The sequence below is a fragment of the Alteromonas sp. HB246098 genome (assembly GCF_054890645.1).
Genome location: NZ_JBTZUG010000001.1, coordinates 226738 through 250669, shown reverse-complemented (window position 1 = coordinate 250669; position 23932 = coordinate 226738). Strand labels below are relative to the sequence as shown.

Sequence of the window (23932 nt, the reverse complement as noted above, 5' to 3'; positions counted from 1 at the left end):
ACCCAAGATAATCTAACCAAAAATACGTTAACCTATGATACTTGCAATACTAACTTACCAACGTGGTTTTTCTTTTCAAAGTCTATTTGTGCCTGCTTAATATCTGTTAAGGGGTAGGTGTTAGATACCAGAGGTTTAATGTTACCCTTTTCGATGTGGTTAACTAAGTTTTCAAACACGCCTTCATTCAATATGGTGCAGCCTAGTAAGGTTAGATCTTTTAAGTACAGGGTTCGCACATCTAAATTAACGTTAGGGCCAGCTATTGCACCAGACGTAGCGTAGCGTCCAAAAGGTTTTAAAATTTCAAGTAATTCGGGCCAGCGGGGTCCAGCTACAAGGTCAACGACAACATCAAACGGTGCTTTTTTAGCATACTTAGCCCAATCGTCATCACGTAAAATGGTTTCATCAGCGCCTAAATCCTGCAATGTTGCTTTCTTTTCTTCACTGGTTACTGCCACCACGTAAGCGCCGCGGGCTTTTGCAAGTTGAACTGCTGCAGAGCCAACACCACCCGATGCACCTGTAATGAAAACACGCTCGTTAGCTTGAACATTAGCGCGGTACAAAAGATTCTCGGCTGTCGAATATGAACAAGGAAAAGATGCGAGTTCAACGTCAGACATAGCTGTATTTACGGCGTGTGCGTGACGGGCGGCCACTTTGGTATATTGAGCGAAACCACCGTTACACTCCGAACCATAGTACCAAGGAGATTCAAGCTCTTTGCTATCGGCTTCAATCAGGCACGGCTCTATGATTACTCTTTCACCAATACGATTTGGATCTACACTTTTTCCTACAGCAACAATATAACCACAAACATCAGCCCCTTGAATTAGAGGTAAATTTAAAGCGTTACCTCCCCAACTGGCGTCTTCTGCATCATTGTCACCTTTTGAATACCAGCCTTTTCGTGTATTCAGGTCCGTATTGTTAACACCCGCTGCGCGCACTTCTATAAGCACATCATTGTCTGTTAGCGCGGGCATGGGAATATTGTCATTAAAGGTAAGTGCATCGAGGTCGCCGTGCTTTGTTAACTGTACGCCATACATTTTGCTGGGTAAGGTTCTCATAATGTCCACCTAGGATGTAAATTGAAATAAGTAAATGTTAAGAATGAAGCCAATAAAAAGGTGCTAATCAAGCAGTGTATTTAACGTAGATTTCGCTGCAGTGAGCGCTTTATCCCCAAGAGTAGGCCATGCTGATGACATACCTTCATGCAGCAAAAACACGCTATTAGATAGTACTTCGTCTTGTAGCTTTTCATTTAGCCACAACCAAACCGCTTGCTTATGTTCATTAACGGCCGCTTCAATTTGCTGGTTGTCAGGGTAACTCGCCAACGCTTGGAGCGACATACAGCCTCGCGGGGCAAAGCTACTAAGCCATAGCGCTAAACGTTCAAATATGTGGTGAAGTGCCTCTTTTCGAGAAGAAGGGCAGTGTTCCTCTAAAAATGAAATATAGCGGCTGTGCCTATAGTTAAGCGCACCTATAATCATATATTCTTTTGACGGGAAGTACTTGTATAGGGTTTTAAGCGTTGTACCTGTGTAGTCTTTTAGTTTTGCCACATTAGGTTCTGCGAAACCATAGAGTGCAAAGGCCTTTTCTAATTTTGAGGCTAGTTCAATTTGTTTGGGCGTCATTACCTTTACCTCTTTTAAAAATTATCTAATGATTCTGTAAGCGGCCCTAGCAGTTGCTCGGGTATAGCGCTTGATTCCATACATGATAAAGTAGAGCAATCATTCTACTTTCTATGGTAGAATGATTGTTCTACATTGTCAATGTGCGCGTTTAAACTACATAAACGTTTACGCTAACGTTGCAGATATTAGTCACTTCTTTGTTTGTGATTATTTTTAATCACATTTTAAAGTGTGATTGTTTTTGAATTTGATGGATAGGCGTGTCATAGTGATAACAAGTCAAAGCGTTTCTTGTAATGAAAAAAGATCACGGCGGCGCAAAGTGAACACGAACAAAAACAACGCAATAAATAATAAACTAAAGAGCTGTGCTGGCGTGCTGACCGGCGATATCACAGACTCCCAGTCTTATACAGACGAAGACTTCAGAGATATCCTCACTGCGCTAAAACAGCACTTATCGAGTTACGCTAAGCAGTATGACGGTCATTTTGACATTTATCGCGGCGACGCATTTCAGCTGGCGGTGAACCAACCCCAGTACAGTATGCACATTGCATTAGGTTTACGTTTAGCGCTAAAAGCACGCATGCCAAGCGTTGATGTAAGAATAAGCGTAGCAGTGGGTGAAGCACATTTTCGTCCTAAAGAAGTGAAAACAGGCACGGGGGAAGCCTTTGTTTTATCAGGGCGCGGACTTGATTCGATTAAACCCAATTACCTTGCTTTTTCCAGCAGCAATACCGAGCTAGAAAACAAAACTCAGTTACTTACACGCTTTGCGGATACTCATGCAAGCGGCTTAACGCAAACCCAATCAGAAACCTTACTGACCTACCTTGAAGCCTCGGACAAAAGTCATGACAATATAGCGGTATTACTTAATAAAAATAGAAGCAATGTGAGTCGAATTCTTAACGCGAGTAATTACAAGCTTGTTGCTGAATACCTTGAATATATGAAGTACGCCATAACTGGAGCGTTAAATGATAGCTGAAACATCAAAAGGCGCTATCGTTAACGCCGTTCCTGATTTTGCACAGCCTGAACTGTTGGTGGGGTTACTACTTGCACACTTGCTTGCCGACTTTTATTTTCAACCTTATTCATGGGTAAAGCAAAGAAACGAGCGACACGCGCTGGCGTTACCTTTGTATTTACATGCACTACTACATGGTGCACTTGCTTTTATCGCATTAGTGCTTTTATCCGGCAACGGCAGCATGGCTACAATAGGCATCGCAACGCTTATAATAGCGGTTTCTCATTTTAAAATTGACGTGATTAAGTCTTATTGCTCCCAAAGTACTACCGCGTTTGTCATCGATCAACTTGCTCACGTGGCTGTGATCTTGGGCGTGTTTTTATATGCCACAAACCAATGGCACAGCGCACTAGCGCTACTGAAGATACTAGGTGCACAACATTTAGCGGTGCTTCTTGCCTATTTAGCCGTGCTTAAACCCAGCTCAATTATTATAAAGCAACTGCTGTCCCCTTGGAGCAGTGAAGTTTTAACTAACAAACCCCCATCAGCCCATCCTAATGATCCGCCTACGATAACCACTGAAGCACAACAAACCTTGTCGATGGCAGGGCAGCGTATTGGCTACTTAGAACGTGTACTCATGTTAACTTTTGTATTGTTAAATCAGTTTTCCGCTATAGGGTTTCTTATTGCAGCTAAATCTATTTTCCGTTTCGGTGATTTAACTAAGCACCAGGATAGAAAACTTACCGAGTATGTACTGCTCGGCACTTTTACTAGCGTGGCGATAACATTGGCAATTGGCCTGGCGTGCTCGGCGGTGTTAGGGCACCTACCTAATAAATCTTAGTAATCCCTGATTATCCTTGCAAAATAAATTAAAAGCGCTTAGCTATAACGTCATCCAGCTGCAGTGCAAAAGGCCGTTCAACTTAAATCAACTTTGTTTAATTATTAAAAAGCAATTGTGTATAAAACGTAAAAATGTGCAGAATTTAAGTATTTTTTGAGAAAAATTGAACTAATGGCTATTTTTATATTGATTTAACTGTGCGCTCATCCTAATATTCGCCGCCTTATCAAAAGCGATAACTATTATCATTTAGATTTAGGCGAAAAATGAACCACACTTCACACAAAAAAAGTAAAGTTGCTAATGCAATTCTTCTCTCTCTTTTATCTGTAACGTCTACAGTCACTGCCACGTCGGCACTGGCGCAAGACAACGATGTTGAGACACCCGTAGATTCTCAAGTACAAAGTGCGGAAGAAAACTTAGACGTCATTACCGTTTACGGTCGCCACAATCGACTTATTCTGGAGTCGGGTACGGCCACTAAATCAAATATGAGCCTAATGGAAACGCCAGCGGCTATCGTGGTTGTTGACGGTACTTTGTTAAGAGAGCAGGGTGTAGATACGCTGCAAGAGAGTATTCGCAACATCAGTGGTCTAAGCCAAGATGGAAACAATTACGGTGTAGGTGATAATTTAGCGATTCGCGGCCTTGGTGTTAACTACACCTTTGACGGTATTTATGCTGGTGCAGATTTGGGCAACAGTTATAACCCAACACGTTCAATGACTAATATTGAAAGTATTGAAGTGCTCAAAGGCCCTGCAACCGGTCTATATGGCATGGGTGAAGCGGGCGGTATTATCAACCTTATTGAGAAGAAGCCGCAGTTTCAAGAAGCCTATGAAGTTAAAGCCTCAGTAGGCAGTTGGGATAGCTATTCAATAATGGCTGACGCAACAGGCGCGATTAACAAGGACCTTGCTTATCGCGTAGTAGCAAACCGTGAGCAGTCTGACGGTTATCGTGGACTTAGCGATGAGCGAAGCGAGCTTTACACATCACTTAAATATGTTGCATCAAGCGATAACCAGTTCCTATTGTCTGCTGCTTATATTGATGATGCTGTACAAATTGATTCGGTAGGTCATCCCGATCGACTAATCGACCTAACCATGTTCGATACTGACGCAGGTAGCTTAACTGGCGCTGACTTGGTTAACGATACTGCAGAATCAGGTGGTTTACAGCTTACCGACGCTCAGCGCGACGAATTAGCTGCTTCGCTAGTTTCTACTGATGGGGTTCAGCCTTTTGACTTGGGTGATACTAGCCTTATATCACCAATTTCTCGCCCGAATGAAGGTGAAGAGTTCCGCGTGAAGCTTCGTCAAGACTTGGTCATTAGCGACGATTGGTCTTTAACTCAGCAACTACAATACCGTACCTACGAAACAGAGTATATTCGTCAAACCAGCGCGTTTAACTATGTTTACGTGGACAGAAACGGAACGACTAACCTAGAGCCGCGAGCGCCGCTTGTTATTGACGATGTATTGTACCCATATGCAGCACGTCGACAGGAATACCGTAAAGTTGAAGCACAAGAAAGTGTGTGGCAATACTTTATCGACCTTACAAATACTTGGTCGCTAGGCGATATTCGTGGTGAGCACCTATTTAGTGCTAACTATGAAAATATGGACATAGAATACACGCAATGGTCTATTTGGGACGCAGACGACACACGAAGCGATGCTGTGCCTTACATCTTAGATATTCGTAACCCAAATTGGCCCACCGGCACGTTTGAAGACTATAACCCAGCGCTTCGTAGCAAGTACGACAAAGAGGTATCTAGCTGGGGCGTTAGCTTCCAAGAAGTTCTGTATCTAAATGATAACTTTACTGCACGTATTGGTGGTGCATACGGTGGCGTAAAGCAAACCTATCAGAACCAATTTAGCGATGGTAACCCAGAGTACGATGCAAATGATGATGGTTTCACCTACAACCTAGGCTTAACATACATGTATAGCGACAGCCTAAGTACTTTCATTAACCACTCAAAAGGTCGCACTGCGTACAGCACACTAGGTTCTCTATCAGAAGAAAACAACCGACCTGACTCTGAATCAGAGTCGTGGGATTTAGGCGTACGTTTTACCGCGCTAAATGAACAGGTCATTGGCTCGGTGGTAGTATTTGATACGGCGCGTACAAACCTTCAGTACACCAACCCACTGTATGAAGATAATATTGAAGATCCGTCTTACAACATTGATGTACCAGAGTTCTATTACGACGAGCAAGACCGCACTACGGGTGTTGAAGTAGATATTAACTTCGATATTAATGAGCAGTGGTCGCTTAATGCAAACGGTACTTATCAAGAGCCGCGTACTGAACCTGGCGCATATGCATCGAGCACTGATGAAGAACAGACAAAGGGAATTGCTGAAAAGTTCGCAAGTACTTGGTTAACCTATAGCCATAGCTTTGAAGCGCTACCTGCGCCGGTTAAGTTCAGCGTTGGTGTAACCTATGAAGACGAGCGTACCATCTCAGCATCGGCATTTGGCGTAGACTACGCATTCGTAGACTCATACACAGTATGGGATGCGGCAGTTAGTTATGTATCGGACGACTGGGACGTACAGCTCAACCTACGTAACCTAGACAACAAAGACTACTACAGCAGTGCTATGTACCTAGGTGGTTTACCAGGCGAAGAGCGTAATGCGAAACTTTCTGTGGCGTATCGCTTCTAAAAAAGAGTAAGCACATTGAATAACAACGTAGACGTTGCGCTGCGTAGCATAGCCGCCATTCTAGGCGGCTATGCCGTTTCTGCGCTAATAAGCTTTTACTTCGCTTATATATTTTTCCACATGTTTAAGCAGCAAGAGGGAGTGGCAATACTAAGTGGCAGTATGGCAAGCTACTTCGTATTTTTTGCTGTATTTATCGCAAGCTTTGCTATCAAGCACACGAAGAAGTGGTGCGCGTCTTTAATTGCTTTTATTAGCATACTCGCCGCGGCGCTTCCGTTAGTTTCACCTTTAAGCGCCCCATTATGAAAGCTACATTCAGAAAGAGTATGATTTGGTTGCACACCTATTTAGGTGTGATACTCGGCTGGTTGCTTTTCGCCATATTTTTCACTGGCACGTTAAGCTATTTTACACCGGAAATAACGCGCTACCTGATGCCTGAACGAGGAAGCATTTCTCAAAGTCAGCAATCGATGCTCGCCCACTCTTTTACTTATTTAAATGAACATGCAGGTGAAGCTGAGCAGTGGCGGATAGCCTTGCCTTCAGAGCGTTCTGCACTTTGGAGTGTGCAATGGCGTGAGGGTAAGCAAAGACAAACCGTGACCTTCAACGATCAACTCGCTGCAAGAGAAAATGAAACAGAAACAAAAGGCGGCTTGTTTTTTAGAAATTTTCACTACACGTTGCAACTTCGAGGCTATGGTGGGCGATACATTGCCGGCATTGCTGCAATGGCAATGTTGCTCGCTATTTTTACCGGTATTTATACACACCGCAGGTTTTTTAAAGACTTCTTCACGCTTCGCCCGCAAAAGCTAAAAAAGTGGACCACCGACTTTCATGCCTTAGCCGGTATTCTCACTATTCCATTTTGTATTATGATCTGCCTAAGCGGCATTTTCATCTACGCGATTATGTATTTGCCCTATACCGCTAACGCTAATTTCGAGCGGGGAGAACGAGGCGTAAACAGCCAGATTATTCCTTCACTGCCGAGCCTGCAGCTAGGTGAAAAAGTTATTGGTAGCGAGCACTTGTTAAACCTGCCGTCCTCAAAGTCGCTCCCTACGCTTAATTTTGCCCCTATACAAGAAAAAATTGCTAATCAGTGGCGCGAGCACAACCCAATAGCAAGAATTACCGTTGAAGGCGTAGGGTATAAAAATAGCCGAATGATTGTAGAGCGTAGCAAGGCCACAACAGTATCAAACCGTGCAGATCGTTTAGTTTTTGAAACCTATACAGGTGAATCTCTTAAAGGTTACGATGATGAAACGGTTCCAGCTCAAATACGACGTATTCTATACGGACTCCATCAGGCAAACTTTGCCCCTATTGGCATGCGATGGTTGCTATTTGGGTTAGGTATTTTAGGCTGCGCGCTTATTGCCACTGGCAATATCATTTGGGTCACTCAGCGTAAAAAAAGCGCTAAGCAAAACCCGTTCACTTTAGCGCTTGTGGAAAAAGGTAATGTGGCCGCTGTTGCTGGCTTAATATTGGCTAGCGTTTCGTTTTTTATTGCTAACAAGTTGATAGCGCACGATGTTGCAGGCCGCGCCCAATTAGAAGTAAACACATTTTTTACTGTGTGGGCATTAAGTGCTGTTCATGCATTTTGGCGTGCAAAAGCTGCTGTTGCTTGGAAAGAACAGTTCGCGCTAGCTAGTGGGCTTTGTTTTGCCACCGTTGCTATAGAACTCGTGTTATTTAGAGACCGAATAGCAAACAGTATCGAATATTTAGATAGCGTCTATTTAAGCTTTATTCCCGCTTTTTTGGCTTCAGGTATTATTTTGTATTGGGCTACAAAGAAGATAGGTTTACGTATTGCCAGTGCGGAAATAGCCTCAAAAGGTACAAAAGCTAGCACTTGTGTGAAAAAGGAGCAGGAATGATAACACTAGTTTTTATACTACAACTGTTAGGCTTCTTATGCTTAATGTTAGCAATGAGCAAACACGCGAAGCAGGCAGGTAATAGTAGGGTATTAACGAAGGTGTTACGTCTATTACCCTCGCCACCCTTTACCAAGTTAATAGGCTGGTTGCTACTCACTGCATCTTTGTGTTTAGCGTTAACGCGTATTGAAATTATCAGTATCGCAATAGTGTGGTGGTGCTGCACATTAAGTGCAGCCCTCCTAATTATTGCCGTGTACTTCAGTTCTTTACTTGATACTTAGATGAGCTTCTAACATAAACGATAGCGTCAGCATCACTTACGTTGCGGACTTTGTGTGTTGCTGGTGTGGATGATTCAATATAGCTTCCCGCATCAAGAGCTAGTGCTTCAGCGTTGCTATCTTGCTTATAGTTTAGGCTGCCCTTTATCACTACGGCCTTAAATTCATCACCGTTAGATGTTATTGAACCTTCAAAGCCGCTTGGCAGTTTAACTAAAGTACCGTAAACACTATTGGTATCGCCCCATAGATAAGTGGCGGATACGCCGTCAGCCGCAATGTTGACCAAGTCACTCTTTTGCAGCCATACCATGTTATCGATATGCAAATTAACGGGGCGTTCTCCATTGTCGAAATGTTCTTTTGACGGTTTAACTAAATACGGACCCTCGTCAATTTCTAGGTAAATCAGGTTGGTTTTGTCGTTTGCTGCTGTAGTGTGATCTTCACCGGCAGGCTGAGTCCAAAACGAACCCGTTGGCATCCACATTTTAGCGGCACTTGGGTCGTCATTGTGCATTTCACCTTCAATAACAATACCGCGATAGGTAATGTTGTGGATGTGTGGTGGCGATTCAAAGCCCTTATTAAAACGAACTAGCATACCTGTGGCTGTGTCTTTTGTTCTATCACCCCATAGGTCGGCTGCGCCTGGGCTTTTGTCACCGCGTGCAGGGTTTAAGTAACCCCATTTAACATCTTCTGCACTTACTACCTTTGTTTCAGCATAGGCACTGGGTAAAAAAGCAGCACAAGCGCCTACAACTAGCGACGCCATGGTTAGTTTTCGCCACGCGATATGTTTCATATAAAGCTCCTGTTTATCCTTGCTACTAATGTCATTAACGAATGAATGACAGTTTATTCGTTGGTTAACGGATAATAAACGACCAAAATCGATAAGAACTTTCCCGAAAACGTGGATAATGAAAGTGATCCATTTGCTTTTCCTTTATATGCTTTAAAGGGCGTATGTGGACTAAACCTGTGAGGGAAAAATGAAAACCGAAGACCTTTCTGTGTTTGTGAAAGTCGCTGAAGTCAATTCGATAACGGCAGCGGCTAAGAAGCTTGATATCAGTTCATCCGCTGCAAGCATGGCCATTAAACGTTTAGAAGAGCAGCTTGGCGTAGCGCTTTTTGTGAGAAGTACACGCAAAATTAGGCTGTCCCATGAAGGGGAACAATACTTACCTATGGCTCAACAGGCGCTAAATACACTCCAGCAAGGTTTATCTCTCATTACGGAGGAAAGGCAAAGTATTAATGGTGAGCTTCGCATGGCAATGTCATCGGAGATGGGACGGAATCTAATGCGCGAACTGCTTAATAAAGTACAAGGTAAAAACCCCGAACTCTCGTTGCGACTACATGTAAGCGATAGCCGAGTAGATTTTTATCGCGACGGTGTTGATGTTGCTCTTCGTGCAATGACTAAAGAAGCAGTAAAAGAGTCACAAATGTATGGTTTTAAAGTGTGCAATATTCCACATGTTATTTGTGCATCGCCCGCATACATTGAAAAGTACGGTGAACCACTAACAACAAACGACCTGATTCAGCATAATGCCTTACTTTATAAACTTTACGATCAAACTCATAACACATGGGAATTGGTGAAAGAGAACGAAAAAATTAAGGTAAAAGTGCGCAGCAATCGCGCCGTTAATGACGGAGACATTGTTAGACGATGGTGCATTGACGGTATGGGTATTGCCAAGAAGTCAGCCATTGACGTGGCTGAAGATTTATTGAGCGGTAAATTAAAGCGGGTGTTGCATCAGTTTCAGGTGCCATTAACTGAAATGTGGATAATGTTACCCAGCCGACATCTGATCACCCCAGCAGTAAGATTAGTTAGAGATGAATTGAAATTGGCCATTGAGGAACGTCGACACAAGCTTATAGAAAAAGGCTTACTTAATGAAAATGAATGGCCAGCTTTAAATGATATTGCAGACCTGTAAAACCAGGGCGCAATGGATATTGTTGATGCTAAGTGGTTAAAATATAGGCGTTTTGCGTAATTTCTAGATTGAATTTATAGTCTAGATATTTTCTAATAGTCTCAGCAAAGGAATGCGAGACAAAAAGTTCGAACATGTACAGTGCAGGGTAGCACTGGCACTGCATCACTTCCTCTACATTCCTTTGTTTTCATAAAAAAGCTTCAGTACAAAATAATTGGCTAGAAGCACAAGTAGAGAATAAACATGAAAGCAAAACTATTAGTTCCATCATTAGTCGCCGCCGCGCTTATCAGTGCTTGTGGAAGCACACCTCCCACCCCTGAACAACAAGCTATGGCTAATCAAATGCAAAAAGCGTTTTTAGCTAAGCTGCAGGGTATGCCAATTCAAGCTCCTGCGCAGCAACAAGCAGCACCAGTGGCTCAGCCAGTAGTCGTACTAAGCTCGGCCGAACTTTCTGAACAAAAGCAGAAAGTAGATGCTACGGGCGGCCCTGCTATTTTTTACCGCAAAAAAGATGGCATCATGATAGATGGTCAGATGTTTAACGACTTCGAAGGGCAGGTTGCGAACTTTGGTGGAAATAGGTTTACCGGCGAATTCACCTATGCAGTAGAGAATTTTGACGGGTCTTTTACGCTTAAGTATCACAAAGCCCACTCTGAGGAAGCGCCTATAAAAATAGGTACTGTGTGGAAGCGTGGCGGCCAGTTTGAAGTGCGAACGGTGACAGGGAAAAAAGCGACAGGCAATAGCGTTATACCTACGTCAGATGGTTTTATTGTAGGGCGTCCTGGCTCAGCTTTCCGTTATTTTATTGATGGGGATAGTGTTAAAAATATCACTCTGCTAGATAACTACCACATTGCCGAGCATCAAAAAGGCGACGCTGCATCTACCGGTTTTATTCTTCTAGAAAAAGACCCTCGTAACGAAAACGATAAAGTAGGTGGTTTGTTTGACTCATTTAAAGAGTTGGGCAATACCTTCGGACTAAATAAGTTCGACGACTATGTACTCGTAAGTATCGATGGCAATACTACTGTACCTATGGACGTAGGGTTAGGCGGCAAAGAAATCGCAGAGCACTCTAACTGCAGACGCCAAAATGCAGCTATCAATAAGTGTGAAAATGTTGATTTTAAAGAGTCTCTTTACACTAAGTTAGGTTTGCCAAACTACAGCCACTATTATTGGTCAATCAACTGGGTTCAAACTCAGTCTGGTCCAATGGCAATTTACAGAACGTCGACCAAAGTTAAGATCGTAGATATCAACAACAAGCAAGTTCACACCGTGTTTTCGCGTACGCTTGGCGTTAACGACTTTGTTGTAATTGAAAATGCTGACGGAACAACGGGTATCAGAGCGCGCCTAGGCTTTAGTAAAGAAGAAGTAAAAGATATTGAGTCGTTTATCAAAAACAACACAACCGATATCGAACCTATGCAAACGCTTCAACCTTCATAGGGTTAGCGTGAATAAGCTTTAAAAGCGATTAAGAGGCTTACTACCTGTAAGCCTCCATTTTATAGCCTGTAATTTTGCAATTAACAGAATATTGCATTTCTGAAAGCTTTTTAGGCAATAGTCGAGGATAGCTTCGACAACTATTACTCAGGTACGGATAGTATCTACAGGCTTTATCGCATCAAGGGCGCTATCTCACTGCTTTTAAGCGGTTTATGGTGCAAATAACCTTGGACAGAGTCACAGCCCATTTCTGCAAGGGCCAGCTGCTGCTCTTTAGTTTCTACGCACTCGCCTAGAGTGGTCAACTCTAAGCTCTTTGCAAGCATTATAATGGTGTTAACAATACCGTCGTTAGAGCTTGATTTCCCTAATTGAGAAACGAAACTGCCATCAATTTTAAGCTTGTTGATGGGAAGTGTGCCTATGTAACTAAGGCAAGAGTAGCCAGTACCAAAGTCATCGATGGAAATGTTGAGGCCAATTTTTTTCAGCTTTTTAAGCGACGTTAGTGCAAAGTCTGTAGAACTAATAAAGGTGTTTTCAGTTAGCTCAACTTCCAGTAGATGTGGTGGGACCTGATACTTACTTAATACTTCTTTGATTTGCTCTGCACAGTCTAGCTGTATCAAAAAGCTTGCAGGCAAATTGACTGCTACTGGCACTAAATTTAGCCCTTCATCTAGCCACTTTCGAATTTGCTGGCATACATTTGAAAGTACCCAGGAAGTAAGAGGGTTAATTAAGCCTGCTTCCTCAGCAACTGGGATAAACTGAGACGGCGGTATATCAGTGCCTTCGTCATTCCAGCGTATCAGCGACTCTAGACCGATAATTTTATCGCTGCGTATACAGACCTGAGGCTGATACACTAGTGAGAATGCCCCCTCAAGCTTAATAGCTTGCCGAATTCTACTTTCCAAAGATAGGCGTACCAAAGACTCTTCAAGCATTTCAATATTAAAAAAACTATAGTGCCCAGGGCCTTTCTCTTTAGCGTGATACATGCTGGTATCGGCGTGCTTTAATATTTCTATTCCCGTTTCTAGATTTTTTTGATGGAGTGCAATGCCAATGCTGGTTGAAATGTGAAGCTGGTTGCTACCTATCGCCATAGGCTGGCTAAGACTTTCGATAATTTCAGAAGATAAAGCAACAAGTTCATCATGTTCGGCAACACCCTCTAGCATTATTACAAATTCATCACCACCCCAGCGACAAACACAATCTTCTTCGGTAACTATTGCCGTTAGCTTTTTGGCTACAATAATTAGGACTTCGTCGCCAATATCATGGCCTAGCGTGTCGTTAATCAGTTTAAATCTATCTAGGTCGAGAAATAAAATAGAAAGGGCAGTGTTTTGAAAATTAGCTTTGTTTACGGCTTCGTCTAACTTTTCTACAAACAAATGTCTGTTTGGAAGCTGGGTAAGGGCATCGTAGTTCGCTTTTTGATACAGCTGCCTAGTGCGCAGTTCTACTACTCGCTCTAATTCTGTGTTCTGGGCTTTTAGCTGAGCCTGGTGACTTTCAACCGTGGCTAGTATGTGGTTAACGCCTTCAAAAAGTTCTCCGAGTTCATCATCTCTTTTGTCTGGTAGACGTTTAGAGTACTCACGTTTGCTTCCTACAAACTTAACAAGTGAAATAAGCTGTTGAATGGGTTTTGATAGAAAACTCTGAAGCCGCCAGTGAAAGAGGTAAGTAAACAGCATGCTGACTATGAGCACGCCTAATACGACATACATAGCATGCTGCTGTTGTTCCTCCAGCGAAGTGGTGCTTGCAGTAAGTATGAGATAACCAATAACTTCATCGTTGAATTCTATTGGCTTCAGGTAATGGATAAGGTGTTTACCGAAAGTTGCGCCTTCTTTAACTGTTGAAGGAGATATATCTTCCTCAAAGTCACCCATTGTGTAACTTGCAATGACCGTATAGGCGTCGTCATAAACTTTTGCACTCTTTATTGCGGGGAGTTTAGACGCGGCATCAAGCAATTCTTGTGTGGTGTCGACATCGCTAAATAGAACTGATGTACTTGCTGCAGACGCAAGAAGGGTAGATTGGTTGTCTAGTACATCTACCAAATTACTTTTGTAATCGGCGACGAAGTTGTTGTAAAGCAAACCCGCTACCAAACACAACGAGAAGAAATTAACGACTAGGACAGCTAGAAGTTGTTTGGTAAAGAACGAGGAACGTCGAAACATCATTTAATCCTCGCCACTTGTAAGAGCTTAGCGCTAATCTTAATGTTTAATTCGTCCGCACGTGCTACGTCGATCTCAAACCTGAGTTTTTGGTTTTCAGTATAAAAGCGGAAAACGGGCGCAACGCCTATCATTTCATTGTTTTCAGTGATCAAAACACTGTTGCGTAATTGGCTGTCGGCTAACTCATCACTTGCCGATAAATAAGTCATATGACAGTAGCCTGCATCTTTACTATCAGATACTACAAGGCTTATTTTGTCTTTGTCTCGGCTTTTTACTAACGCATCGAAAAACGACAAAAGCTCATCATTTTTGTGTATACAAAAAACGATAGGGACAGACTCATTGCTCTGCCACGTAATAAACTTGGTGAAGTTGTACATGTAAGCGGCTTTAAGCTTATCAATTTTAGGTAGCTCGGCAAACGCCTGAGAACAGAGTAAGCAATATACAACTGTTATCCATGCTATCTTGACGGCGTAAGCGTTTGGTAGTTTTATCACACAGTTTACTTAAAATAGAGTCGACAATTGAAAGCCAAATCGCCACAATTCTTTAGGTTGAGGGCCATTTAGATTTTGGTATACCGGCTTACTGCCACTAAGTTGCAGTTGCAGCCAATCCGTAGCGAAGTAATTTACGCCCCCGAACAATCTCACTTTGCTCCCGCCATATAATTCTGGGTTAGTTATACCCGCAGGGTAGGGAAAATCACCATCCACCGTTATTTCTTCGTCTCGTCCGTGTATTGAATCGGCATAGCTAAGTTCTGCCCCCGCAAATAGGGTCGTTTCTTGTGAAATAACAAAATTGTATTTGCCGTTAAGTTCATAGTTATTGCCTAAACGATAGTTTCTATCGTTATCACCGGTGCGAACTCTTGCTGAAAACATAATAGAAAACGGATAACGCCCCTTATTTTGATAGCCTATTTCGAAAGGGAAATCATAGGTGCCAGAGCCGAGTTGCATAGTATAGGGGAGTTGTTGGTCACCCGCAGCGCGCGGCGTGTCTCCCTCTTCGTCTATCGACCCTGTGGGCAAGCTAATTCCGCCACTTAACCAAATGCTGTAGTTTTCATTTGATGCAAATTCATAATGGCCAGTAACGACAACATCACCTAAACCTTCAGATGAAATCAAAAACTCGTCATACCCGGGCACTACACTAATATGATCAGTTTCTTGCCGAATAAGTGGTATCTGAACACCAATTTTGACGTCGCTTCTAATTTGATAGCCTATTTGTACAACTTTAACGTATTGATTAATAACGGTGGGGACAACCGGGAAGTTTTCCTCGGTTCGGCTTTCTTCCCCCGGGCTGAATAAAACCTCATCCAGTGAGATATCACTATCATCAATCATGTAACCGTCAAACTCGGCGGCTTTAAACTGCAAGGATAGCGACCACTTTCTTTGTTCAACGCTATCAATATTGTCATTGACATTGACGTTGAGTAAATCTTGAAAGCTCATCTCAGCAAATTCTGAGGGCGTGCTTTGTGAGTAAGCGAAACCGCTGGAAAAGAAAAGAGCGCAGGGAACTAAATAGCGAAGCAACATGTAAAAAACCACTGAAAAAAAGATGACAGCTTAAGTATAGGTTATTATAGGGGAGTTGAGGAATCTTACTTATTAGTCTTTAGTATTCTTTATACTTTTAGTAATTTGATTAATAAAGAAAAATTACAGCTTAATTGGCAATAAAAAAGAGGCCAATTCAATATCGGCCCCTTCTTAATTTCTCTTAAAATTCTATATTTTTAACAATTAGAAACGATAGGCAGCCGTTAGCCTAAAACGCTGCGGTGCACCGGGTTCAACCCACACATCTGCGAAAGAGTTAGTATACAATTCTCTATCAAATAGGTTGTCTACTGCTACTTTAACCGATAGATTTTCGACAGGCTCTATCTCAGCAAACGCACGAACTGTAGTGTAGCCTGGTAAGTAGAAGTCGGTGGCAGTTTGACCTAAGCGTTCGTCTACATACAATATTCCAGAACCTATGCGCACTGGCATATCAGCTAAAATAAGATCTTTACTTAGTTGAATACTTAACTGGTTTTCTGGAACGTTAATTAGCGGGTCGCCAGACTCAATTGCGGCAACGAAGTTAGCATCTGCCGCATCATTTGTACTTTCTGCATCCACAAAGGTGTAAGACACCCATAGCGAAATATCATTTTCAAATTCGGCATTTATGTCTAGCTCTATACCGCGGCTTCGCGCTTCGCCTGCTGGTGTTAAGAAAAAGCCGTCTGATGCTTCTTCACTGTCATCAAACACCAGAATATTGCTTTGCTCGATATTAAATAGTGAAAGCGTGATATCGCCTCGCACGTTATCGAACATAGACGTTAAATCGGTTTTAAGGCCAATTTCAGCAGATTCTGATTCGTTCGGCTCGAAAGGGTTACCTGCAAAATCAGAACCCGTTAACTGACGGAAGCCTTCGCCGTAGGTGGCATAAACGCTGGTGCTGTCGTTAAACACATAAACGGCGCCCACTTGCGGCGAGAAACGGGTATCATCTTGCGACGTAGTGCTTACCGGGCTTGCTAATCGATTATCTATTTCTTGTTCAAACTTATCGAAACGACCGCCTAAACGAATTTGAAGGTTGTCGGTAAGGTTAATTTGGTCTTGAATGTAAACGCCCCAAGCTTTTTGTACTTCTAGACGGTTTAGATTGTCAGAAAGCTCAACATCGGGAAGGGGTGAATAATCGGGGTTGAATATATCGACCACAAGGTACTGATCTAAGTCTAAATCGTTAATGTCGGTATCGGCCGAGAAAAAGGGCGGGCGATAGCGCAGAATCACCTGATCGTTTTCAAATTTGTCGTAGTCAGCACCAATAATAACGCGATGGGTTAGTGAGCCTGTTTCAAATTCACCCGCAATTTCGCCTCGTAATACGAGATAATCAGTTTCAAAATTACGATAACGCTTAAAGCGCGATAACAATGCTTGATTAGGGTCGATAAATAGCGTTTGACGGCCGCCAAAATTGTTCTCTAATGCATTGCCTTCAAACGTGGTATCACGCAGACCTGCACCTAACAACAAGTTCCAATCATCAGCAAGCTTGTGAGAAACTTCAATTTGATGACCAACAACTTCGGTATCGATTGTGTCGCCATTCGGATCGCCAGTAAAGGTTTCAATGGGTTGATGGCCTAATTCGCCGTCAATAGCCACTACACCGCGATCAAAAGGAATCTTTTGTTCTGTGTATTCTAGTTCGTAAGTCACGGTAGTATCTGCCGACGCTTCCCAGGTTACCGATGGATAAAACCCAAAGCGCTCGGTTTCTACTGTATCGCGAAAACTTTCAGCGTCTTCATAAAAACCAACTAGGCGAACACCGACATTCTCAGACGCGCCTGCAACGGTTTGAACATCAGCCTCAACTCGCATTTGCTCCCAGCTCCCGTAAGTGGCTTTAACTTCACCACCTTCACGAAACTGAGGACGTTTAGTTACCAGGTTAATTGCGCCACCTGGTTCACCTCGTCCGAAAAGGGCAGCTTTCGGGCCTTTCAATACTTCAACATGATCGATACCAGATAGATCACGAGGGCCACCAAAACCACGACCTGCATTAAAGCCGTTTACCAGAAAGCCACTGGGTAAGTTTTCATCACCAGAAAAGCCACGAATTGCAAAGCTATTCCAAAGACCGCCAAAATTATTTTGACGTGCTACAGATGCCGACAGATCTAGTGCGTCATTCAAATTAATGGCACCAGCATCGCTAAGTAAGCCTAAGTCTATATCTTGAGCTGCTGCAGGTACCTCTTTGTATTCAAAAGCCCCTCGATACGCGCGGTGCATACCGTGCACGGTTATTTTTTCAACATCAGCTTCATTTTGGCTGTTATCGCTTTGTGCTAAAGCCGACGTGCTTAATAAAGCTGATATAGTGGCTGCAAGTGATGATTTAACCCAACTCGTTTTCATTCTTCTTTTCCTGTGCGGTTCTCGTGTGAGCTTTTAGTGTTTGGTGTAAATTGTGGTAGTGCCTCAAAGCTCTCCTGAGAAAATTCAGGGTCTTTGAAAAGGTGGTAATAATAGAATTTTCGTAGCGCCTTATGAAAAGCGCGTACATCATTTTCATAGCCCACCATCGCACTTACACTAGTATCTGCAGCGCTTGATAATAAACGTTGCGTAAGCAAGGAAGGAGAAAGCAAGGCTATGTAGCTTGCAATGGTGTCTTTTTGAAGCGTGGCAGCCTGGTAGCCCTTCAATAGCTCACTAGCCGTTTGGTCGCCCACTTGTTGAAATGCGTAGTACCATTTCCAATTAAATGAGCTGTCTCGTTCAGGGTCAAACTCTGTGTAGTCGGCCCACTGCGGGTGAGTGGCAATGAATGCACGCCATGTGTCTTCAACGGGCTTATCCCACGCACTATTTACCGCTTCACGTTGGGTAAGCACAATGTCGCCGCCTTCAGGTGTGTCAACCACCGCATTAATTACCGTGTGTGCAGTCACCGGCACAATAACAGTGGTAACAAGCCAAACGCCTAACATAATAGAAGCAAGGTGCGTTGCACTGAAATTTGCAAAACGTTTTGCTGCGCCAATCACAAGAACAATGGCACTCCATAACGCAATGTTACCTATTACTATTGCGCAAACGGTTAATATGGAGAGTAAAGATGCACCGTTGATTAACGCGAATACAACAAACGGAGTAAGCGTCACAAGTGCTAAAGGCACTAAGGTGACTAATACTCGTGATGTCCATATCGCATGGGCATTGCGTGCTGTTACATTGAGTAAATCGAAGCGGCGGGCTTCCCGTTCTTTTGCTTTTAAATCGTAAAGTAGCAATATAATAAATAATGGCAGCAATACGCTGGTCACAAAGGCAAAATCGAAACGCCCTAAAAACGCAAGCTCTGGGTTATCTGTATCGCTTTCATAAATTTGCCCTTCTAATGCAAGCATGCGTATACGGTGCTTCCAAGGAAATACATCTCTTTCGCCTACGGCTGCAAAAGCCAGTGGGGAAGGGGGCGCATAAGTCAGGTGAAACGCGTAATAAGCAACCATACCGAAGTTAGACTGGTGAGTGATAACGGCTTCACGCTCTACTTGGTCTTTTTCTAATAAACGTTCAATAGTGGCTTGTTGTTCCTGCATTTCTGCATGACCTGACCACAAAGACACTGCGCTTAGAAGAAATACGACTAATAACGTAAGTTTTATTTGGCGGTGACCAAAAACAAAATTAGCTTCACGCTTAAGATCGGTAAAACGCATCATGGGTTTAACCTCCTAACAGCCGCTTTTAAAAGCAAGGCGGTAATGCATACCCAAACAAACAGTTGTAGAAAATAGATAAGCGCGTTTGAAATGCGTGTGTTTGCTGCCTCTGGCTTAAAATTAAATTCCGAAAGCAATGCCCAATTGTCTGCACCCACAACAGCTTTATCCGCCGCTTCTTCGCTTGCGTTGCGGTTCATGTCGAGTTTGTAATCCAGCTTTTCAACATGCACTTTATTTAGCCCTTGCACGAATTCAAGGCGCAGAGCTTCTGCTTCTCGTAAAAAACGATGATGGGTTTCGAGGCTGGTACCCGCTAATATTGTAGAGATTGCGCGAACGGCAACGGTAGGCGATAGCCAACCAAACTGACGTGCAATATGGGCTTGTTCTAATTCTTCACCCATTCTGTTTTCGGCAAATTCATTAAGCACTTTTGCCTGTCTGCCTTCTGAGTACTGAGCAACAACACCGCGGAAATTAACAGGAAGGTCGTCTACGGAATCCACATTGTATTTTGCTAATAATTCTTCTTTTAGCTTTTTAAACGCAGGGTCGTTAACGTCGTGACCGTCGCCCAAACTTCTAAGCTTTTCTTCTACTTTAAAGTCCGCTTCAAGCTTGCCCATTGACGGGGCTGCATTCGTTGCGACGCTGCTCCCTAGGCGAGGAAGCAACACACACGCAGCCATCCAGATAACAATAAGTACGGTGAAGCTAACGCTACTTTTCTCAAATAACGCTGAACACGCAGTTACAACGGTAGCCCATAGCAAGAAGTAAACGGCGTAACTTAAGCAAAATAGCAGCACTACTAGCGGGCTTTCGCTTGAAAAAACAACATATAAGCAGGCCAGAAGCAAAGGGAGTAAGAACAACCCGCTAGCAGTAATTAGGGCTAAGAGTTTTCCTAACATTAGCTGCCAGCGCGTAGTACCTTGCGACAATAACAAAGTAAGTGTGCCGGCCTCGCGCTCTCGCGATACGCTGCCGTAACCAATGAGAATAATAAACAGTGGCGCGAGTACTAACGCAAGGAAGCTAGGGGTTAAGCTACTAAAACGCGTAAGCCCGGCCGATTGTCGCTGCTCTGCAAACATGGCGCTATTTTGTCGGTGCCCTTCTAGAAAAATAGCGTTGCCTGTGTAGGTGTCGACGCCAGGTTCAATCACGCTCAATGGAGTAGGGGCACGAAAGACATAGTGACCGTAATGCACCATGCGGTGAGGGTGCTTATCAGGCTGCGCTTTAAAGCGTTCTTCTGCTTCAGTTTGAAGGTGATCTCTAGCGTGCGCGGCCTCTTCAATGTGAAATGCATTTACAACTAGGGCTGCAAGGGTCAGTATGGCCCCTAACAACAGTACCGTTGCGGCGACTTTAGTGCGCAGCCAATAGCGCCACTGATCTGCACATATGGTTTTTGCTACACTAAATATCATGCTTTGCGCCCTGCAAATGCTGCGTGTACCGCTTCAGTATCAATAGGCGTATCGCCAACACGCTCGAAAGAGCCGGTTAGCTTACCGTTACTTAAAAGCACAATGCGGTGAGCGACCTGGCAAGCACCATACACGTCGTGGGTTACCATAAAAATGGTAGCGCCGCTGGCCGCAAGTTCAGAAACCAACGCATTAAACTCGTCAATAGCGGCAGGGTCTAAGCCTGAGGTAGGCTCATCTAAAAACAGCACTGGGGCATTACGCAACAAAGCAAGCGCAATTGCGGTTTTCTGACGCATACCTTTCGAGTAGTTTGATAACGCCTTATTCCATGAATCTTCTTGAAGAGCCACTTTGCGAAGTGCCGCAAAAATGTCTTCGTCTGATTTTTCTACACCAGCTACTGAGAGAAAGTAACTGATATTTTCCAAGCCAGAAAGGTGACCATAAAGGGTTACAGATTCAGGTAAATAAGCGACAGACTTTTGAACATCGTTAGGGTGAGTAGTGGCGTTGTGGCCCAGCACAGTAGCGCTACCACTGTTTGCTTTCATCAAACCTAAAAAGGTTTTAAGCGTAGTTGATTTACCGGCACCATTACCGCCTAAAAGCGCGAAAACTTCACCCTTACCAACATTGAAGTTTAGATTGTCTAAAAGCGTGCGGTTTTCAACGCGCACGGTAAGCGCATCTGCGCATATTACTGAATTTGTTTGCATTGTATAACGTGCTGTAACAGAAATTTGTGCGCAATGTTATATTATAACTAATTAGATGGAAATACGTTTTACTCTTAAGTGACAGTGGAATGACCAATCGAAAAGAAAAAGTAGTGCTTGAATAGAAAATTGCTGAAGATCTGAACGAAAAAGACTGGCCGATTGGTAGTGGTCTACCTTAATAGGCTAAGTTTCTCCTCTTTATAGATGATTTGCCATTTTTACCTAATTAAGTGAAATTATTAATTTGTTTTACCTGTCTTATAGCAACATCAATAAATGCTACTTACATATTTTAAAAAAAGAGAGCCATAATGGAATTTACTCATAAGCGCACCATACAAGCGACCGCATCACTATTACTGCTATTAGCAATAACACAGGCTGTTTTTACAGCGCTTTATAGCAGCGGAATTAGTTTTTCGAGGCAGTATGCCTGGGGATTTGAGGCCGTAATTTTTACCGTACTCGCTGCTTTTGCTAGTACCGCTATGGTGCAAGCAAAAAACGCGCAGCTAGGCTGGTCGGCAATTACTTTTAGCGCCGTTCTAAATATTGTGCAGGTAAGTATTGGCCTAACGTTATTTTCAACCTTCGGTCAGGTTGCTGGCGCAGTAGAAGGCGCTAAACCTTTGATTGGCGGTGTAGTATCTTTGTCTTTCATGATTTACTACGCAGCGAAATTGTTATTAGGATTAGCAGCCGTCGTTTTCGGCCTATTCTTCGTGGTAAAAGGCGGTAAAACGATTGGTGGTCTTACCGCTATAGTTGGCATGGTCGCTATGTTTGCTAATACCATACTAATCATATTTGGTCGTGATGGCTTTTTACCATCAGGTGTAGCTGGCGCTTCAGGTATGATTGCGACATTGTTGTTGGCTATCTGTTTGATCAGCTTAAACCGCAAAGCTAACTAGAGCTTAGTATCATCACTAGTGAGCAACCTAGTTAGATAAACTATGCAGTACGGCTTTTATTTGGGGGAAGACGACTAAGGTGATTGCGCCCCCATTCTATAACACCTTCAATGTCCTGGAAAACCTTATGTTTGAGTATGAGTTTGCGGTGGCTTTATCAGAGATTCGGCCGGAATACCCAAGCCCTCATGCAGTTTCCAGATCATTTTTAGCGTGAGTGAGCGTTTGCGATTGAGAATTTCATAGACTCGATTGCTTTTGCCAATCAAAGGCTCAAGGTCTTTTACTGTTAAACCTTTACGTTCCATTTCGAACTTTATGGCTTCAACGGGGTCAGGCAGTTCCATAGGGAAATGCTTAGCCTCATAAGATTCGATGAGCGTAACCATGACATCCAGCTTTTCACCTTCCGGGGTATTAGGGGCAGAAGTCATCAGACTTTCAATTTCTGTTAATGCCGCTCGGTAGTCGGCATCAGTTTTAATCGGTTTGATGTCCATGATTTTTCCTCTTGTTTCTACCTTTTGGGCAACTAAATAGTTTGAACGTCAATTTTGTCGTATTGCGAATGGGTACCGATGAATCGGATATAGACCACACGATAGGCATAGTTAATCCAAACGACCAAGCGGTACTTGTTACCCGCAATATTGAAAACTACTCGCCCATCTTTCAGGATACTGGCATTTCTAAAGTCCAGCTTTACATCTGCTGGTGCACTCCAATCGGCGCTTAACGCATGCCGGTACCAAGCGAGCGTTGGCTCTTTAGCGTCCATGTACTCTGGGTGTTCCTCCCAGAAAACTTTCAGTGTCGACAGGGCAATTATTCTCATAGATTTTATGCTAGTCCCATATTGGGACTTTTTCAACTAAAATATTTAGGAAGCCAACTATGTTTAAATATCATTAATAGATAACCAGAAGGGGACTACATAATAGGAGAGAGGTAAGCGAGGTGCCCCGGGAGAAGTTGAACGCGAAATTCTCTAAGTTATTGATTTTACGTTGTTGTAGACATAAAAAAAGACGTCATAGGACGTCTTAATTTATTGAATTGGTGGAGCTGGCGGGATTTGAACCCGCGTCCAGAAAATGTCTACCTTTGGTACTACATGCTTAGTTTGTCATTTATTTAACTGCTTGGAACTCCGACAAACAGGATTTCCTTGCAGCTGGCCTAATACTGTTTCGCGGTTCACCCTTAGACAAGGTTCCCTCGCTATCCTACTTGGATGACCTTCCGAATCCCCGCTAGCAGGAAGAGACTAGGGTGGAAGGGCCTATACCGGTTATTAAGCGGCTAGTGCGTAAGTTTCGTCGTTTGCGACTATTTAAATGCGGCTTTTTTAAGAGGCCAACCGCTCCTCTGCATGCACCTCCGGCTTCCTAGATCCTGTCGAATCCTAATCAGCCCCGAGTGTGATTTTCAATAATAGCACAAATGTTACGTCATTAAATGCTTTCTTTTAGAAAACGCTTTAAATTTTAAGGGTTTGGCTATAAAACAA

21 protein-coding genes and 1 other RNA gene are annotated in these 23932 nt (G+C 43.3%); 9 read left to right on the top strand and 13 right to left on the bottom strand.

The features are described from left to right. Positions 1 to 32: 32 nt before the first annotated feature. Positions 33 to 1082, bottom strand: a complete 1050-nt coding sequence (locus tag ACYTPF_RS01100) for an alcohol dehydrogenase family protein (RefSeq protein ID WP_179983257.1) — start codon at positions 1080 to 1082, stop codon at positions 33 to 35. A 63-nt stretch (positions 1083 to 1145) separates the two neighbouring features. Continuing rightward, on the bottom strand, positions 1146 to 1661 hold the full coding sequence (locus ACYTPF_RS01095; RefSeq protein WP_461850892.1) for a TetR/AcrR family transcriptional regulator: 516 nt from the start codon (positions 1659 to 1661) through the stop codon (positions 1146 to 1148). 325 nt (positions 1662 to 1986) lie between these two features. On the opposite strand from ACYTPF_RS01095, the gene ACYTPF_RS01090 reads away from it, so the two are divergent. From ACYTPF_RS01090 to ACYTPF_RS01065, 6 genes are all read left to right on the top strand, one after another. Continuing rightward, positions 1987 to 2661 (top strand): hypothetical protein, encoded by a 675-nt coding sequence (locus ACYTPF_RS01090; RefSeq protein ID WP_461850891.1) that lies wholly within the window; start codon positions 1987 to 1989, stop codon positions 2659 to 2661. Beyond that, complete coding sequence (locus ACYTPF_RS01085) at positions 2651 to 3502, top strand: DUF3307 domain-containing protein (RefSeq protein ID WP_461850890.1); 852 nt, start codon at positions 2651 to 2653, stop codon at positions 3500 to 3502. The genes ACYTPF_RS01090 and ACYTPF_RS01085 overlap by 11 nt, the downstream gene beginning before the upstream one ends. Before the next feature lie 269 nt (positions 3503 to 3771). After that, positions 3772 to 6219 carry a TonB-dependent receptor gene (locus ACYTPF_RS01080; RefSeq protein ID WP_461850889.1) on the top strand — a complete coding sequence of 816 codons (2448 nt, stop codon included), beginning with the start codon at positions 3772 to 3774 and terminating at the stop codon, positions 6217 to 6219. Positions 6220 to 6234: 15 nt separating this feature from the next. Beyond that, positions 6235 to 6528: a hypothetical protein gene (locus ACYTPF_RS01075; protein ID WP_461850888.1), complete on the top strand. Its 294-nt coding sequence runs from the start codon at positions 6235 to 6237 to the stop codon at positions 6526 to 6528. Continuing rightward, positions 6525 to 8123 (top strand): PepSY-associated TM helix domain-containing protein, encoded by a 1599-nt coding sequence (locus ACYTPF_RS01070; protein ID WP_461850887.1) that lies wholly within the window; start codon positions 6525 to 6527, stop codon positions 8121 to 8123. The genes ACYTPF_RS01075 and ACYTPF_RS01070 overlap by 4 nt, the downstream gene beginning before the upstream one ends. Beyond that, positions 8120 to 8410, top strand: a complete 291-nt coding sequence (locus ACYTPF_RS01065; protein WP_461850886.1) for a DUF3325 family protein — start codon at positions 8120 to 8122, stop codon at positions 8408 to 8410. The genes ACYTPF_RS01070 and ACYTPF_RS01065 overlap by 4 nt, the downstream gene beginning before the upstream one ends. Here ACYTPF_RS01065 and ACYTPF_RS01060 read toward each other — a convergent pair. After that, entirely contained in the window at positions 8388 to 9218 is an 831-nt protein-coding gene (locus ACYTPF_RS01060) for a DUF4437 domain-containing protein (RefSeq protein WP_179983270.1), read from the bottom strand. The two genes, ACYTPF_RS01065 and ACYTPF_RS01060, sit on opposite strands and share 23 nt — an antisense overlap. Before the next feature lie 190 nt (positions 9219 to 9408). Between ACYTPF_RS01060 and ACYTPF_RS01055 the strand changes: the two genes are divergently transcribed. Both ACYTPF_RS01055 and ACYTPF_RS01050 read left to right on the top strand, forming a co-directional pair. Continuing rightward, positions 9409 to 10377: a LysR family transcriptional regulator gene (locus tag ACYTPF_RS01055; RefSeq protein WP_461850885.1), complete on the top strand. Its 969-nt coding sequence runs from the start codon at positions 9409 to 9411 to the stop codon at positions 10375 to 10377. A gap of 246 nt (positions 10378 to 10623) precedes the next feature. Further along, positions 10624 to 11850, top strand: a complete 1227-nt coding sequence (locus ACYTPF_RS01050; RefSeq protein ID WP_461850884.1) for a hypothetical protein — start codon at positions 10624 to 10626, stop codon at positions 11848 to 11850. 173 nt (positions 11851 to 12023) lie between these two features. Here the strand turns inward: ACYTPF_RS01050 and ACYTPF_RS01045 are convergent, their stop codons facing one another. From ACYTPF_RS01045 to ACYTPF_RS01015, 7 genes are all read right to left on the bottom strand, one after another. Beyond that, positions 12024 to 14066, bottom strand: a complete 2043-nt coding sequence (locus ACYTPF_RS01045) for a putative bifunctional diguanylate cyclase/phosphodiesterase (RefSeq protein ID WP_461850883.1) — start codon at positions 14064 to 14066, stop codon at positions 12024 to 12026. Continuing rightward, a complete protein-coding gene (locus ACYTPF_RS01040) occupies positions 14063 to 14569 on the bottom strand; it encodes a YfiR family protein (protein WP_461850882.1) in 507 nt (168 codons plus the stop codon). Before ACYTPF_RS01040 ends, ACYTPF_RS01045 begins: the two co-directional genes overlap by 4 nt. Before the next feature lie 9 nt (positions 14570 to 14578). After that, entirely contained in the window at positions 14579 to 15544 is a 966-nt protein-coding gene (locus ACYTPF_RS01035) for a hypothetical protein (protein WP_461850881.1), read from the bottom strand. A gap of 294 nt (positions 15545 to 15838) precedes the next feature. Next, positions 15839 to 18034, bottom strand: a complete 2196-nt coding sequence (locus tag ACYTPF_RS01030) for a TonB-dependent siderophore receptor (protein WP_461850880.1) — start codon at positions 18032 to 18034, stop codon at positions 15839 to 15841. Beyond that, a complete protein-coding gene (locus tag ACYTPF_RS01025; RefSeq protein WP_461850879.1) occupies positions 18031 to 19347 on the bottom strand; it encodes a DUF3526 domain-containing protein in 1317 nt (438 codons plus the stop codon). The genes ACYTPF_RS01030 and ACYTPF_RS01025 overlap by 4 nt, the downstream gene beginning before the upstream one ends. Further along, entirely contained in the window at positions 19344 to 20786 is a 1443-nt protein-coding gene (locus tag ACYTPF_RS01020; RefSeq protein WP_461850878.1) for an ABC transporter permease, read from the bottom strand. The genes ACYTPF_RS01025 and ACYTPF_RS01020 overlap by 4 nt, the downstream gene beginning before the upstream one ends. Beyond that, positions 20783 to 21505 (bottom strand): ABC transporter ATP-binding protein, encoded by a 723-nt coding sequence (locus ACYTPF_RS01015; protein WP_461850877.1) that lies wholly within the window; start codon positions 21503 to 21505, stop codon positions 20783 to 20785. The genes ACYTPF_RS01020 and ACYTPF_RS01015 overlap by 4 nt, the downstream gene beginning before the upstream one ends. Before the next feature lie 314 nt (positions 21506 to 21819). Here ACYTPF_RS01015 and ACYTPF_RS01010 point away from each other — a divergent pair, with 314 nt between their 5' ends. Then, positions 21820 to 22422 (top strand): thiamine biosynthesis protein ThiC, encoded by a 603-nt coding sequence (locus ACYTPF_RS01010; RefSeq protein ID WP_461850876.1) that lies wholly within the window; start codon positions 21820 to 21822, stop codon positions 22420 to 22422. 125 nt (positions 22423 to 22547) lie between these two features. Here the strand turns inward: ACYTPF_RS01010 and ACYTPF_RS01005 are convergent, their stop codons facing one another. The 3 genes from ACYTPF_RS01005 to ssrA all read right to left on the bottom strand — a co-directional run bounded on the left by ACYTPF_RS01005 (position 22548) and on the right by ssrA (position 23839). After that, positions 22548 to 22922 (bottom strand): helix-turn-helix domain-containing protein, encoded by a 375-nt coding sequence (locus tag ACYTPF_RS01005; RefSeq protein ID WP_461850875.1) that lies wholly within the window; start codon positions 22920 to 22922, stop codon positions 22548 to 22550. 32 nt (positions 22923 to 22954) lie between these two features. After that, complete coding sequence (locus ACYTPF_RS01000; protein ID WP_461850874.1) at positions 22955 to 23257, bottom strand: type II toxin-antitoxin system HigB family toxin; 303 nt, start codon at positions 23255 to 23257, stop codon at positions 22955 to 22957. Between the two features lie 222 nt (positions 23258 to 23479). Continuing rightward, positions 23480 to 23839: a transfer-messenger RNA gene (gene ssrA, locus ACYTPF_RS00995) on the bottom strand. Positions 23840 to 23932: the final 93 nt, after the last annotated feature.

Coding starts and splice junctions, on each gene's coding strand:
- ACYTPF_RS01020 (WP_461850878.1), bottom strand. CDS start 20,786: ATGATATTTAGTGTAGCAAAAACCATATGTGCAGATCAGTGGCGCTAT.
- ACYTPF_RS01070 (WP_461850887.1), top strand. CDS start 6,525: ATGAAAGCTACATTCAGAAAGAGTATGATTTGGTTGCACACCTATTTA.
- ACYTPF_RS01055 (WP_461850885.1), top strand. CDS start 9,409: ATGAAAACCGAAGACCTTTCTGTGTTTGTGAAAGTCGCTGAAGTCAAT.
- ACYTPF_RS01000 (WP_461850874.1), bottom strand. CDS start 23,257: ATGAGAATAATTGCCCTGTCGACACTGAAAGTTTTCTGGGAGGAACAC.
- ACYTPF_RS01005 (WP_461850875.1), bottom strand. CDS start 22,922: ATGGACATCAAACCGATTAAAACTGATGCCGACTACCGAGCGGCATTA.
- ACYTPF_RS01050 (WP_461850884.1), top strand. CDS start 10,624: ATGAAAGCAAAACTATTAGTTCCATCATTAGTCGCCGCCGCGCTTATC.
- ACYTPF_RS01060 (WP_179983270.1), bottom strand. CDS start 9,218: ATGAAACATATCGCGTGGCGAAAACTAACCATGGCGTCGCTAGTTGTA.
- ACYTPF_RS01030 (WP_461850880.1), bottom strand. CDS start 18,034: ATGAAAACGAGTTGGGTTAAATCATCACTTGCAGCCACTATATCAGCT.
- ACYTPF_RS01045 (WP_461850883.1), bottom strand. CDS start 14,066: ATGATGTTTCGACGTTCCTCGTTCTTTACCAAACAACTTCTAGCTGTC.
- ACYTPF_RS01080 (WP_461850889.1), top strand. CDS start 3,772: ATGAACCACACTTCACACAAAAAAAGTAAAGTTGCTAATGCAATTCTT.
- ACYTPF_RS01025 (WP_461850879.1), bottom strand. CDS start 19,347: ATGATGCGTTTTACCGATCTTAAGCGTGAAGCTAATTTTGTTTTTGGT.
- ACYTPF_RS01100 (WP_179983257.1), bottom strand. CDS start 1,082: ATGAGAACCTTACCCAGCAAAATGTATGGCGTACAGTTAACAAAGCAC.
- ACYTPF_RS01085 (WP_461850890.1), top strand. CDS start 2,651: ATGATAGCTGAAACATCAAAAGGCGCTATCGTTAACGCCGTTCCTGAT.
- ACYTPF_RS01010 (WP_461850876.1), top strand. CDS start 21,820: ATGGAATTTACTCATAAGCGCACCATACAAGCGACCGCATCACTATTA.
- ACYTPF_RS01015 (WP_461850877.1), bottom strand. CDS start 21,505: ATGCAAACAAATTCAGTAATATGCGCAGATGCGCTTACCGTGCGCGTT.
- ACYTPF_RS01065 (WP_461850886.1), top strand. CDS start 8,120: ATGATAACACTAGTTTTTATACTACAACTGTTAGGCTTCTTATGCTTA.
- ACYTPF_RS01095 (WP_461850892.1), bottom strand. CDS start 1,661: ATGACGCCCAAACAAATTGAACTAGCCTCAAAATTAGAAAAGGCCTTT.
- ACYTPF_RS01035 (WP_461850881.1), bottom strand. CDS start 15,544: ATGAGCTTTCAAGATTTACTCAACGTCAATGTCAATGACAATATTGAT.